Source organism: Polymorphobacter fuscus (assembly GCF_011927825.1).
GTDB classification, from domain to species: domain Bacteria; phylum Pseudomonadota; class Alphaproteobacteria; order Sphingomonadales; family Sphingomonadaceae; genus Sandarakinorhabdus; species Sandarakinorhabdus fusca.
In genome coordinates this window covers 1,215,670-1,227,994 of record NZ_JAATJI010000001.1, presented here as the reverse complement: position 1 = coordinate 1,227,994, position 12,325 = coordinate 1,215,670, and the positions used below count along the sequence as shown (strand labels likewise).

Here is a 12,325-nt window from a genome sequence, read left to right as displayed (position 1 = left end):
TTCGAAAGCCGCTCTACCCGACGATCTCGATGAAGCTGTCGAGCACGCGCTTTGCGCCGGCATGTTCGAAATCGATTTCCAGCTTGTTGCCGTCGATGGCGGTGACGGTGCCGTTGCCGAATTTGGTGTGGAAGACGCGGGCGCCGACGGCGACGTCGCTGCGGCCCTTCAGACCGACCGACACGGCGCTGGCGCGGACTTCGATGGCGGGCGTGCGGTTGGCGGCAAGGCGGCCCCCGCCCGCGTCGCGGGCAAAACCGCCGTGCTGGGCAGCGCGGGCCCAGCCCGGGCCTCTGCCGGTGCCGCGCTGGACGTCGCCGAACGGGTCGCCGCCGGCGCCGGAATTGGCCAGCGCGGCGCGCCACAGGCTGGGCCCGCCGCTCATCGTGCTGCTGACGTCGACATGCGCCGGCGGAATCTCGCTGATGAAGCGCGACGGGATGGCGGCGGTCCACTGGCCGTAAATCTGGCGGTTGGCGGCGTGGATGATCGTCGCGCTGCGGCGGGCGCGGGTGATGCCGACATAGGCCAGCCGGCGTTCCTCCTCCAAGGCCTTGGTGCCGCCTTCGTCCATGGCGCGCTGGCTGGGGAAAACGCCTTCCTCCCAGCCAACAAGGAAGACATGGTCGAATTCCAGCCCCTTGGCGGCGTGGAGCGTCATGATCGTCAGCTTTTCGGACGCATCGTTGGCGTCATTGTCCATGACCAGGCTGACATGTTCCAGAAACGCCGTCAGCGACGGATAGTCCGCCATGGCGCGGGTGAGTTCGATGAGGTTTTCGAGCCGGCCATCGGCCTCTACCGACTTGTCGGCCTGCCACATCGCGACATAGCCCGATTCCTCGAGGATGACGCGCGCCAGCTCGGCATGGGGCAGGTCGGCGGCCTGTTCGCGCCACCGCGCGAGATCGGCGAGAAACGCCTTCAGCGAGCGCCGCGCCGCCGGAGTCAGTTCGTCGGTATCGACCAGCGATGCAGCGGCCTGCGGCAGCGGCCGGTCCATCCGCCGCGCCTGGGCGTGGAGGGCGCCCATCGCCTTGTCGCCCAGCCCGCGCTTTGGCACATTGACGATGCGTTCGAACGCCAGCGCATCGTTGGGCGACGCGACGATGCGCAGATAGGCCAGCGCATCGCGGATCTCGGCGCGTTCGTAGAAGCGGAAGCCGCCGACGATCTTGTAGGGCAGGCCGATCGACACGAACCGGTCCTCGAACGCCCGCGTCTGGAACTGGGCGCGGACGAGGATCGCCATGTCGTTGAGGCTGCTGCCGTCGCGCGCCAGCTGTTCCGCCTTGTCACCGACCAGGCGCGCTTCCTCCGGCCCGTCCCATACGCCGATGACCTTGATCGGTTCGCCGGCGGACGTGTCGCCGGTGAACAGCGCCTTGCCGATGCGGCCCTTGTTGTGGGCGATGAGGCCATTGGCGGCGGCGAGGATCGGCGCCGTCGAGCGGTAATTCTGTTCGAGCTTGATGACGGTGGCGCCGGGGAAATCCTTTTCGAAGCGCAGGATGTTGGCGACTTCGGCGCCGCGCCAGCTGTAGATCGACTGGTCGTCGTCCCCGACACAGGCGATATTGCGGCGATCGGCGGCAAGCAGCGTCAGCCAGCGATACTGGGCGCTGTTGGTGTCCTGATATTCGTCGACGAGGATATATTTGAAGCGCTTGCGCCATTCCGCCAGCACATCGGGGTGCTGGTCGAAGATCGTCAGCATGTGGAGCAGCAGGTCGCCGAAATCGGCGGCGTTGAGCGCCGCCAGCCGCTGCTGGTAACGGGCATAGAGCGTCGCGCCGGCGGTGCCGGGCGTGCCGTCGCCGAAGCTGAGCGATTCACCCGGCGGAACGTCCGTGGGCAGCTCGCCGCGGTTCTTCCAGCGGTCGATCATCCCCGCCAGCTGCTTGGCCGGCCAGCGCTTTTCCTCCAGCCCGGCTTCGGCGACCACCTGCTTGAGCAGGCGCAGCTGGTCGTCGGTGTCGAGGATGGTGAAATTGGCGTCGAGCCCGACCAGCCCGGCGTGGCGGCGCAGCATCCGCGCCGCGATGGCGTGGAAGGTGCCGAGGAACGGCATGCCCTCCGCCATTTCGCCGACCAGCATCTCCATGCGGTGGCGCATCTCCCGTGCGGCCTTGTTGGTGAAGGTGACGGCGAGCACTTCCGACGGCCAGGCGAGGCGGCTGTAGAGGATATGCGCCAGCCGCGCCGTCAGCGCCCGCGTCTTGCCGGTGCCGGCGCCGGCAAGGATCAGCACCGGACCCTCGGTGGTCAGCACCGCCTGCCGCTGCGGCGGGTTGAGCCCGTCGAGCCAGGCCGGCGAAGTGAGGGCGGGCGAGGAAGCCATGGTGAACACTTAGGGAACAAGGAACGCTTTGCCAAGCACGGCTTAACCCACCGCCGCCCTCGCCGTTGTTCTGCCGGTAGTGCCGAACGCGGCGCCCGACGCAAGGGGGAGGGACGCGATGACTGCAATATTCAAGCCGCCGATCGCGGCGGGCACCGCTGTCGGCTGGCACCAGGTGTTCGGCTTCGGCCAGGGCGATGACCCGTTTTTCGCGCAGGTCCGCGCGGCGCAGCTGCATGCGCTCAACCGCTATGTGCCGTTCAATGTCGCGTTGATGATCGTGAATGTCGTCGCCCTGCTGTTCAGCTTCAACGGCGTTGCCGAGCATGATTTCCGCATCGCCTGGGGGCTGGTGATGGCCGGGCTGGCGCTGTTGTGGACGCTGCGTTTCCTGACCATCCGCCGGCGCGGCGAGATCGCCGTCGCCGGTGCGGCGCTGTTCTGGGCGATCACCGCCGAGGTGGTGGCCTTCGGCGCCTGCTGGGCGGCGATGCTCGCCCATCTGATGCCGGCTGCCGATCTCGACAAGCAGGCGCTGCTGCTGTTGCTGTCGTTGACCGCGATGGGGGCGTGCGGCTTTGCCGCGGCGGTGATGCCGGTCTGCGCCATCGCGCTGGTGGTCATCATCGGCGGCGGTGCGCTGCTGGCGATGCCGGCCGGGTCGGCGCTGCTGTCGCCGGCGGTGGTGCTGGCCTTCGTGACCTTTGCGCTGCTCATCGTCCGCGGCGTCATCGTCACCAGCTTTTCGATGATGGCGCGGATGCGGACGCAGATCGAACTGGGCGATCGCAACGAGGTCGTGCGGCTGTTGCTCAACGAATTCGAGGCCAATGGCTCCGACTGGCTGATCGAGGTCGATCACGAAGGCCGGCTGACCCATGTCTCGCCGCGGCTGGCGGATGTGGCGCGGCGGCCGCGGTCGGACCTGCTCGGCCAGCCCCTGCTGGGCCTGCTCGGCCGTGACCGGCAGGGGGAGGCGCGGGCGGCGATCCGCACGCTGACGACGACGTTCGAAGCGCGGCGCGGCTTTCGCGATATCACCGTGCCGGTCGATGTCGGCGGCGAAACACGCTGGTGGGCCTTGTCGGGCACCCCCAAGTTCGATTCGGCCGGGATGTTCACCGGCTATCGCGGCGTCGGCCGCGATGTCACCGAGGCGCGGCGCAGCCATGAACGCATTGCCCAGCTGGCGCGGTTCGACCCGTTGACCGGCCTCGCCAACCGGGCGCTGTTCCGCGAAGCGCTGGAGGATGCGCTGGCGCGGGCGGTGCGGACGGGGAAGTCGTGCGCGCTGCTGTTCATCGATCTCGATCGCTTCAAGGCGGTCAACGACACGCTGGGCCACAGCGCCGGCGACAGGTTGCTGCGCGAAACCGCCGGGCGATTGCGCGATGCCATCGGCGGCGGCGCCACCATCGCCCGGCTGGGCGGCGACGAGTTCGCGGTGATGCTGCCCGATTGTTCGGCCCGGCGTGTCGACCATGTCGCCCGGGCGATCGTGGCGACGCTGGCGCAACCGTTTCCGCTCGATGGTGCCAGCGCCACCATCGGCGCCAGTGTCGGCTATGCGCTGGGCCCATCCGATGGCGGCAGCGTCGACAAGCTGTTGAAAAGCGCCGACCTGGCGCTGTACGAGGTCAAGTCGAACGGCCGCGGCGCCGCTTGCCGCTTCATTCCCGCCATCCGCGACAAGGCGGAGGAACGCCGCGCGCTGGAGGCGGACCTGGCCCAGGCGCTGGCGCGCGGGGAATTGTCGCTGGCGTTCCAGCCGGTGGTCGAGGCGTCCGACGAACATATCGTCGGCTTCGAGGCGCTGCTGCGCTGGAACCATCCGGCGCACGGCAAGGTGCCGCCCGACAAGTTCATCCCCGTCGCCGAAGCCACCGGGCTGATCATCCCGATCGGCCATTGGGTGATCCGCAATGCCTGTGCCTGGGCGGCGCGCTGGCCCGACCATGTCCGGGTCGCGGTCAACCTGTCGCCGGCGCAGATCGAGGATCCATTGCTCATCGAAACGGTGCAGCGGGCGCTGGCCGACAATGATCTCGACCCTGCACGGCTGGAGCTGGAGATCACCGAAAGCCTGTTCCTCAATGAAAAGCCGGCGACGACGGCCAAGCTGGCAGCGCTGCGCGGCCTTGGGGTCAGCTTCGCGCTCGACGATTTCGGCACCGGCTATTCGTCGCTCGGCTATCTGCACAAGGCGGCGTTCAGCCGGATCAAGATCGACCGCAGTTTCGTGTCGCGCGCCGTCCAGCCGGGGTCCGAAGCCGGCGCCATCATCCAGGCCATCGTCAGCCTGGCGCATTCGCTCGACATGGCGACGACGGCGGAAGGGACCGAAACCCGCGAGGAGTTCGAATTCTGCCGCGCCCTGGGGTGCGAACAGATCCAGGGTTACCTGTTCGGCCGGCCGATGCCGCCGGAGGAGGCAACCGCGCTGGTGCGGCCGGCGACGCGGCTGCGGCTGGTGGCGGAGTGAGGCCGCTTTCGGCCGTTTCGCGAACGGCGCGACGTCACGTCGATGACAGGACGACATAGCCGCCCACCGCGATCACGACCGCGGCAAAGCCGCGCTCCAGCAGGCCCTTGCGCGCGCCGATCACCCTCGTCAGTATGATGCCGGCGATCGTCCCGCCGAACCCGCCCGCGACCAGCAATCCGGTCACGCCCCAATCGACCAGCCCCGATGTGGCATAGGAGGTCGCCGTGGTCAGCCCAAGGGCGCCGACGACCACCAGCGAGGTGCCGATCGCATAAGGCAGGGGCATGGCGGTCGCCAGGATCAGCCCCGGCACGATCAGGAAACCGCCCCCGATGCCGAAGAAGCCGGCGGCGAGGCCAACGCCCAGGCCGATCGGAACGAGGCGTGGCAGCAGCACCCCAGCACTGTCCTGCGTCAGGCGGACATCGGGCGCTTCCGCCGTCCGGCGCTTCCGCAGCATCGACAGGCCGACGCCGATCATCAGCAGCCCGAACAGCAGCAGCAGCTTCTTGCCGTCGAACGCCTTGCCCAGCTCGGCACCCAAGGCCGCGCCGACCATGCCCGACACGGCGAATACCCCGGCGCACCGCCACTTCACCCGCCCGGCGCGGGCATGGCCGATCAGGCTGCCGAAGGCACTGGCGGTGACCGCAACGGCGGCTGTGCCGATCGCGGCATGGGGCGATTGCATCCCGACAACATAGATCAGCAACGGCACGGCGAGGATGGACCCGCCGCCGCCGACCAGGCCAAGGATGAGGCCGATGACGCCGCCCGAGGCGAGCGCGCCCATGATGGTGGCGGTGTCCATGATCGCATCAGGCCGGCGCGCGCCGGTTCCACGGCATGATGCCCAGCAGCTTCGCCATTCCGCACCAGCCCGTCACCCCTGCGAAGATCAGCCCTGCGCCGACGAATGCCGACAGGCCGAAAAAGCCGGGCGCCACCAACAGGCCCAGCAGCACCCCGGCGAGCACGAGCGCGCCCGCGGTGATCTGCACCTGCCGCATGATCTCCAGCGGCCGGGTCCGGTCGGTGATGACGGTCTGTCCCGCGCCGCGCCACGCATCGATCCCGCCCGACAGGATATGGGCCGGGGCGCCGTGCGCAGCCGCCGCCAGCTTTGCGGCGCTGGCCGACGTGCGCATCCCGGACTTGCAGTGGAAGATGATCGGGCGCCCGTCAGGCTGCAGGTCGCCGATCCGGTCGAGCGGCAAATTCACCGCGCCGGGGATCCGCGCGCGCGCATGTTCGTCGGGACTGCGAATGTCGATCAGCCGAGCGCCGGCATCGATCGCGGCGCGGGTGTCGGCAGGGGAAAGGGTAGCAAGTGTCATCGCATCAATCCTTGCAGTAAAGCTGGTAAAGGGTGCCGAGCAGCGTTTCGACGCGGGGATCGGCGATCGCGTACCAGAGCACCTGGCTTTCCCGCCGGTAGGTGACGAGCCCTTCGTCGCGCATCTTCGCCAGATGCTGCGAACAGGCCGATTGGGACAGGCCGACCTCGCGCGCCAGGTCGCCGACCGTCACCTCGCCATGCTCGACGAGCTTGCACAGCAGCATCAGCCGCCGCGCGTTGCCGATCGCCTTCAGCGTTTCGGCAACCTGCCCGGCCTTTGCCTCGAACGTGGAGAGATCCATCATCACCATTCCATTACCTATTGCTAATTTAGCACTATCTAATATATATTCAAGTCCCAGTGGAGGACGATCATGACACAGCCATTCATCAAGGCATTCTTCGACGCGCCGACGAACACGATCAGCTACCTGGTCGGCGATCCCGCGACGCGCACCGCTGCGGTGATCGACCCGGTGCTCGATTTCGATATGGCGAGCGGTGTCGCCGACACGCGATCTGCCGAGCAGATCCTGGCCTTTGCGCGCGACGATGACTGGCGGATCGCGATGGTGCTAGAAACGCACGCGCATGCCGATCACCTGTCGGCCGCGCCGTTCATCAAGGCCCATAGCGGGGCATGGATCGGCATCGGCGCGCATATCCGCGACGTGCAGAAGATCTTCCGCCCGGTTTTCGCGATGGACGATCTGAAGACGGACGGATCGGATTTCGACCGGCTGTTCGACGATGGCGAGCGCTTCGCGATCGGCGCGCTTACGGTCGAGGTTCTGCATGTGCCCGGGCATACGCCTGCCGATATCGCCTATCGGATCGGCGATGCGGCGTTCGTCGGGGATACGCTGTTCATGCCGGACTATGGCACCGCGCGCGCCGACTTTCCGGGCGGCGATGCGCGCACGCTCTATCGATCGATCCGCCGCCTGTTGGCGCTGCCCGACGAAACCCGGCTGTTCATGTGCCACGACTACAAGGCGCCGGGCCGCGACGATTATCGTTGGGAGACGACCGTCGGTGCGCAGCGCCGGTCGAGCGTGCACGTCCATGACGGCGTGAGCGAGGACGATTTTGTCGCCATGCGCGAGCAGCGCGACGCCGGCCTGCCGGTCCCCAAGCTGCTGCTGCCCTCGATCCAGGTCAATATTCGTGCCGGCCATTTCGACCAGGCGCACGCGAACGGCGTCACCTATCTGCGCATTCCGGTGAAGTGGAAGCAGCGCCGGGAATCACCCGATATGCCGTGACAGCGGGCCGCCACCGCCGGATGCGTTCCCCGCCCTATGCCACCCATGCCTGCAAAAGCGTGTGCGCGATCGCCATCGGCGGCGGCGCCAGCCAGTCGCCGGTGCCGGCGAGCGCGGCGCGCACCTCGTCCTTTGTCACCCAGCGGGCTTCCTCCAGCTCGTCGGTGTCGAGGGTGATGTCGACATTGGTTGCCTCGGCGAAGGCGGCAACCATCAGCGACGACGGGAAGGGCCAGGGCTGGCTGGCGAGGTAGCGGACGCGGGCGGTGCGGATGCCGGCTTCCTCGAACAGTTCGCGCGCCACGGCTTCCTCCAGGCTTTCGCCGGGCTCCACAAAGCCGGCCAGCGCCGAGAAGAAACGCTTGGGGAAATTGGGCTGGCGGCCGACCAGCGCATGGTCGCCGTTGATCGCCAGCATGATGACGACCGGGTCGGTGCGCGGGAAATGCTCGGCACCGCAGCCCTGGCAGCTGCGCGCATAGCCGGCCTTGTTGAGGACCGTCGGCGCGCCGCAATTGGCGCAGAATTTGTGGCGGGCGTGCCAATCGAGCAGCGAGCGCGCCTGTGCCACGATTTCGGCGCGGCCATCGCCGAGCATCACCGCGGCGGCGCGGGCATCGACGACCTTGCCGCCAAAGTCGGCAACCAGGTCGGCGGCGGGGGCGGCAGCGGCGAAACGCGGCGCGCCGCCATCCTTGCTGCCCGCCAGCCCCAGGAAGACGCTGACCGCATCGTGCGGCACGTCGGAGCGATAGGCCCAGAGGATATCGGGATGTTCGCCCTGCGTCAGCACCGGCTTCAGATCGTCCATCACCAGCCAGCGCGCGTCGGGCCGGCTGCGCAGCGCCACCATCGCGCCGGGGTCGCGCCGCAGATGGTCGGCGCGGTCGAGCGGCGAGCCGGTGAGGCCCACGGCGGGAACATTCCAGCCGTCGAACATTGTCTTGCTGTCGGTCATCGGGCCTCCATCCTGTCCGGCTGCGACCGTGCCAGCACCGCCGCCTTGGCGAAAAGCGTCGGCAGGCCGGCGCCGTCAAGCTGTGAAATCGGCAGCCAGTCGCCGTCCAGCGCCGGCCGCGTTGCCAGCCGCTGCCCCAGCACCTGCAACTGCAACGCGAAATGGGTGAAGCCGTGGCTGACCGTTCCGAGGTCGTGCCAGTCGCCGGGCAGCGGCGGCGCCGCTTTGCCCTGCCAGTCGCACGACGGCAGCGCGCGCATGCCGCCGAGCAGGCCGCGCGCCGGCCGGACGACGGTGAGCACCGCGCCGCCGGCTTCGATCCACCATGTCGTGCCGTGGCGGACCGGGCGGGCGCGGCGCGGTGGCTTGACCGGATACTCCTCCGGATTGCCGGCCGCCGCCGCAGCGCAATCGGGGCGCAGCGGACAGGCTTCGCAGCGCGGCGCGCGGGGCGTGCAGATGCGCCCGGCGAGATCCATCATCGCCTGGGCGAAATCCCCCGCGGCGGCGGGCACCAGCGCCGCCAGCCGGGACCGGATCACCGCGCGCGCGGCGGGCAGCGGCGTGGCAATGGCGAACAGCCGGGTGGTGACGCGCTCGACATTGCCGTCGATGACGATGGCGTGGCGGCCGAAGCCGAAGGCGGCGACGGCGGCGGCTGTATAGTCGCCGATTCCCGGCAGGCTGCGCAGCACGGCCTCGTCGCCAGGGAACCGCCCGCCATGATCGCGCACCACGGCGCGGGCGCAGGCGAGTAAATTGCGGGCGCGGGCGTAATAGCCCAGCCCTGCCCAGGCCTGCATCACGTCGGCATCGTCGGCAGCGGCGAGGGCCGCGACATCGGGCCAGCGCGCGGTAAAGGCGGTGAAATAGGGCTGCACGGCGGCAACGGTCGTCTGTTGCAGCATGATTTCGGACAGCCAGACGCGGTATGGCCAATCGGGGTCGGCCGGCAGCGGCGCGCCGGGCGGCGACCGCCAGGGCAGGGTGCGGGCATGGCCGGCATACCAGTTCAGCAGACGTGTCGCGCTATCGGTCACGCGCCGGCTATGGCATGGAAACGCCAATGGCCAAAAAACCCGAATCTCCACCGCCGGAACGCTCGCGGCGCCCGCGCCGCGTCGCCGACCTGGTGCCCGCCATCGGCGGCCAGGCATTCCGGCGATTCGGTTTCACCCAGAGCGTCGTCGTCGCGCGCTGGGCGGAGATCGTGGGGGACCGCTACGCCCGCCACAGCCGGCCCGAATCGTTGACCATGCCGCGCGGCAAGAAAGACGGCGGAATCCTGAAAGTCGCCGTGTCGGGCGCGCTGGCGCCGATGCTGGCGCATGTCGAACCGCAGGTCATCGAGCGGGTCAACCGCCTGCTCGGTTATAACGCCGTCGCCCGCATGCAGCTGCGCCAGGCCGATATCGATCCGCCGGCGCGTCGCGGCGCGGTGCCGGTACCGGCCGAACTGTCCGACGAAACGCGATCGACCCTGCGCGACATCGCCGATCCCGATCTGCGCGCCAGCCTGCAATCGCTCGCTGAAGCCCTGTCGACCAGCCGCGGCCCGCCGATCGTGCGCTGACCGCCATCCCCCTTTTCAGGGTGTTGCGGCAAGATTCCCGGCCTTTATCAGACCTTTCCCAACCGCCCGATCCCGGGTGGCCAAGGGGACATGACGATGGTTGCGACAACAGGGTTTCGAACTGACGGGTTTCGCATTGGCGTGGCGCTGGTGGTGGCGCTGATTCTGGGCTGCGCGGGGGCGGCGCGGGCAACCGAGACGGTCGATTTTTCCGACCAGCCGGCGAATGTGGCGCTCACCGGCCCGGTGACGTATGGCGATGCGACCTTTTCCTCGGCCAATGGCATGCGCTTCTTCACCTGGGCCGGCTATACCAACACGGCATTGTGCCCGCATGCGACCAACGCCTGCCGGTCGACGCTGACCATCGATTTCGCGACGCCGGCCGACAATCTGTCGTTCGACGTCTATCAGGTCGATACCACCGGCATCCTTGCGATCAGCCTTGTCGGCAGCGCCGGCGCCGACAGCTTTTCGCTGACGCTGCCGCGCGGTTTTGGCCCGCGCCGGGTCGAACTGACCGGTTACAGCGGGCTGACGCAGGTCATCCTCGACGGCCGGCCGGATGAGGAAGGCATGTTCTTCGACAATTTCCGCTACGATCTCGCCAGCAATGGCGGCGGTGCCGGGGCGGTGCCGGAACCGGCGAGCTGGGCGATGATGATCGCGGGCTTCGGCCTGACCGGGGCGATGATGCGGCGGCGCACGGCACTGGCGGCCTGAACCGGGCCAATTGCAAACGGGCGCCGGCGGCGAACAGGGTGCGTGCTGCACCCTGTTCATCGCCGGTTGGCGTGCCTAAGGTATCGGCAAGTTGTTCGACTTGGAGCCTTGCCTGATGATTGCACGCCGGCCTGCCTTGATGTTGCTTGCCGCGGCGTTGCTTGCCACGCCGGCGCTGGCCAAGACCGACTGGGCGAACACCGTGGCGGCGACCCCGTCGGGCGGGCTGTTGATCGGCAACCCGGCGGCGAAGGTAAAGCTGGTCGAATTCGCGTCCTATACCTGCAGCCATTGCAAGGCCTTTCACGAAAGCGGCCTGCCCGCGCTGAAGGCGAAATATCTCGCCACCGGCAATGTTTCGTTCGAACAGCGCAGCTTCGTGCGCAACGGACCCGATTTTTCGGCGTCGCTGCTCGTCGCCTGCCAGGCGCCGCGCCCGGCGCTCGCCTTCGCCGGCAAATTGTTCGCCGAACAGGGCGAATGGACCAAGGGCTTCGAAGCGATGACCGCCGCCGACAACCAGGCGATCAGCGCGATGCCGCCCGAACAGCAGCCGGCCGAAATGGCGACGCGTTCGGGGCTCGATCGCTGGGCCGATGCGCGCGGCGTGCCGCTGGCGCGCAGCCCGGCGTGCCTCGCCGACAAGGCGGCGCAGGCCCGGCTGCTCGCCGTGCGCAACGACGCGCTGACCAATTACAAGCTGGAAGGCACGCCGACCTTCGGCATCAACGGCGTGCCGGTGCCCGGGGTGTTCGACTGGGCCGGGCTGGAACCGAAATTGCAGGCGGCGCTGAAGTCGCCTAAACCGTAACAGTCGCCCGGCGCGCCGCCGGCGACAGCCGTTTGCGCCGCTGGCGACACGCCGTATTGAGGGTATTCGATGACGATTGCATTGCGTTCGATCCTGCTCGCCGGCCTTGCGCTGGCCACCGCCGCCTGCGGCGACAAGACCGCCGAGACGGCCAAGACCGAGACCACGACGACGACCACAGGCGCCGCTGCCGTTCCCGCCGGCACCGACTGGACCAAGGTCACGGCGGCGACGCCGGAGGGTGGCTTTCGTATCGGCAACCCCGACGCCAAGGTGAAACTGCTCGAATTCGCTTCGCTGACCTGCCCGCATTGCAGCGAATTCCACGAAGCGGCGATGGCAACGATTCGCGACAAATATGTCGCCAGCGGCAATGTCTCCTATGAATTCCGCAACTTCGTCCTCAACGGTCCCGATTATGCCGCTTCCATGCTGGCGCGCTGCCAGGGGGCGGAGCCGTTCTTCGGCCTGCTCGCCGCCTTCTTCACCGACCAGACGAGCTGGACCGAGCCGTTCACCAAGCTGACCCCGGAGGACAGCAAGCGGCTTTCGGCGCTGCCGGAGGACCAGCAGATCGCCGCGCTCGCCGAACTCGGCAAGCTCGACGAATATATGCGCACCCGCGGCATGCCGCGCGCCAAGTTCGACCAGTGCCTCGCCGACAAGGCGGCGCTGGAAAAGCTGGCGGCGCTGCGCACCCAGGCGACCGACACCTACAAGCTGACCGGAACGCCCGGCTTCATCATCAACGGCGTCACGCAGGAAGGCGTGTTCACCTGGGACGCGCTCGAGCCCAAGTTGAAGGCAGCGCTGTCGTAATGGCGGCGCGC

Annotated in this window: 11 protein-coding genes and 1 pseudogene; 6 read left to right on the top strand and 6 right to left on the bottom strand. The window is 68.3% G+C overall.

Annotated features, from left to right (window positions below; translation table 11 throughout):
• Positions 1 to 13: 13 nt before the first annotated feature.
• Positions 14 to 2,341, bottom strand: coding sequence for an ATP-dependent helicase (locus GGQ62_RS05885; protein ID WP_152578750.1), 2,328 nt, complete (start codon positions 2,339 to 2,341; stop codon positions 14 to 16).
• 118 nt (positions 2,342 to 2,459) lie between these two features.
• Here GGQ62_RS05885 and GGQ62_RS05880 point away from each other — a divergent pair, with 118 nt between their 5' ends.
• Positions 2,460 to 4,823: a putative bifunctional diguanylate cyclase/phosphodiesterase gene (locus GGQ62_RS05880; protein ID WP_152578749.1), complete on the top strand. Its 2,364-nt coding sequence runs from the start codon at positions 2,460 to 2,462 to the stop codon at positions 4,821 to 4,823.
• Positions 4,824 to 4,857: 34 nt separating this feature from the next.
• On the opposite strand, the gene GGQ62_RS05875 is transcribed toward GGQ62_RS05880, so the two are convergent.
• From GGQ62_RS05875 to GGQ62_RS05865, 3 genes are read right to left on the bottom strand one after another with little or no spacing between them, the layout of a single operon-like run.
• A complete protein-coding gene (locus tag GGQ62_RS05875; RefSeq protein ID WP_152578748.1) occupies positions 4,858 to 5,637 on the bottom strand; it encodes a sulfite exporter TauE/SafE family protein in 780 nt (259 codons plus the stop codon).
• A 7-nt stretch (positions 5,638 to 5,644) separates the two neighbouring features.
• The gene (locus tag GGQ62_RS05870; RefSeq protein WP_152578747.1) at positions 5,645 to 6,163 is read right to left on the bottom strand and encodes a rhodanese family protein; all 519 of its coding nucleotides are present in this window, start codon (positions 6,161 to 6,163) and stop codon (positions 5,645 to 5,647) included.
• 4 nt (positions 6,164 to 6,167) lie between these two features.
• Entirely contained in the window at positions 6,168 to 6,467 is a 300-nt protein-coding gene (locus GGQ62_RS05865) for an ArsR/SmtB family transcription factor (protein WP_424022222.1), read from the bottom strand.
• A gap of 72 nt (positions 6,468 to 6,539) precedes the next feature.
• On the opposite strand from GGQ62_RS05865, the gene GGQ62_RS05860 reads away from it, so the two are divergent.
• Positions 6,540 to 7,430: an MBL fold metallo-hydrolase gene (locus tag GGQ62_RS05860; RefSeq protein WP_152578745.1), complete on the top strand. Its 891-nt coding sequence runs from the start codon at positions 6,540 to 6,542 to the stop codon at positions 7,428 to 7,430.
• A 34-nt stretch (positions 7,431 to 7,464) separates the two neighbouring features.
• Here GGQ62_RS05860 and nudC read toward each other — a convergent pair whose 3' ends face one another.
• Positions 7,465 to 8,388: an NAD(+) diphosphatase gene (gene nudC / locus GGQ62_RS05855; RefSeq protein ID WP_243446278.1), complete on the bottom strand. Its 924-nt coding sequence runs from the start codon at positions 8,386 to 8,388 to the stop codon at positions 7,465 to 7,467.
• Positions 8,385 to 9,428: an A/G-specific adenine glycosylase gene (locus tag GGQ62_RS05850; protein ID WP_243446687.1), complete on the bottom strand. Its 1,044-nt coding sequence runs from the start codon at positions 9,426 to 9,428 to the stop codon at positions 8,385 to 8,387. Before GGQ62_RS05850 ends, nudC begins: the two co-directional genes overlap by 4 nt.
• 26 nt (positions 9,429 to 9,454) lie before the next feature.
• Here GGQ62_RS05850 and GGQ62_RS05845 point away from each other — a divergent pair, with 26 nt between their 5' ends.
• The 4 genes and pseudogenes from GGQ62_RS05845 to GGQ62_RS05830 all read left to right on the top strand — a co-directional run bounded on the left by GGQ62_RS05845 (position 9,455) and on the right by GGQ62_RS05830 (position 12,314).
• Positions 9,455 to 9,961: a DUF721 domain-containing protein gene (locus GGQ62_RS05845; protein WP_243446277.1), complete on the top strand. Its 507-nt coding sequence runs from the start codon at positions 9,455 to 9,457 to the stop codon at positions 9,959 to 9,961.
• Between the two features lie 627 nt (positions 9,962 to 10,588).
• A pseudogene (locus GGQ62_RS16755) lies at positions 10,589 to 10,684 on the top strand (PEPxxWA-CTERM sorting domain-containing protein); the annotation flags it as partial.
• Between the two features lie 139 nt (positions 10,685 to 10,823).
• On the top strand, positions 10,824 to 11,495 hold the full coding sequence (locus GGQ62_RS05835; protein ID WP_243446282.1) for a DsbA family protein: 672 nt from the start codon (positions 10,824 to 10,826) through the stop codon (positions 11,493 to 11,495).
• 69 nt (positions 11,496 to 11,564) lie between these two features.
• The gene (locus GGQ62_RS05830) at positions 11,565 to 12,314 is read left to right on the top strand and encodes a thioredoxin domain-containing protein (RefSeq protein WP_152578741.1); all 750 of its coding nucleotides are present in this window, start codon (positions 11,565 to 11,567) and stop codon (positions 12,312 to 12,314) included.
• Positions 12,315 to 12,325 lie beyond the last annotated feature (11 nt).

Bases quoted from the DNA above. Each gene is read 5' to 3' on its own strand.
- GGQ62_RS05885 (WP_152578750.1), bottom strand. From the start codon at position 2,341: ATGGCTTCCTCGCCCGCCCTCACTTCGCCGGCCTGGCTCGACGGGCTC.
- GGQ62_RS05880 (WP_152578749.1), top strand. From the start codon at position 2,460: ATGACTGCAATATTCAAGCCGCCGATCGCGGCGGGCACCGCTGTCGGC.
- GGQ62_RS05875 (WP_152578748.1), bottom strand. From the start codon at position 5,637: ATGGACACCGCCACCATCATGGGCGCGCTCGCCTCGGGCGGCGTCATC.
- GGQ62_RS05870 (WP_152578747.1), bottom strand. From the start codon at position 6,163: ATGACACTTGCTACCCTTTCCCCTGCCGACACCCGCGCCGCGATCGAT.
- GGQ62_RS05865 (WP_424022222.1), bottom strand. From the start codon at position 6,467: ATGGATCTCTCCACGTTCGAGGCAAAGGCCGGGCAGGTTGCCGAAACG.
- GGQ62_RS05860 (WP_152578745.1), top strand. From the start codon at position 6,540: ATGACACAGCCATTCATCAAGGCATTCTTCGACGCGCCGACGAACACG.
- nudC (WP_243446278.1), bottom strand. From the start codon at position 8,388: ATGACCGACAGCAAGACAATGTTCGACGGCTGGAATGTTCCCGCCGTG.
- GGQ62_RS05845 (WP_243446277.1), top strand. From the start codon at position 9,455: ATGGCCAAAAAACCCGAATCTCCACCGCCGGAACGCTCGCGGCGCCCG.
- GGQ62_RS05835 (WP_243446282.1), top strand. From the start codon at position 10,824: ATGTTGCTTGCCGCGGCGTTGCTTGCCACGCCGGCGCTGGCCAAGACC.
- GGQ62_RS05830 (WP_152578741.1), top strand. From the start codon at position 11,565: ATGACGATTGCATTGCGTTCGATCCTGCTCGCCGGCCTTGCGCTGGCC.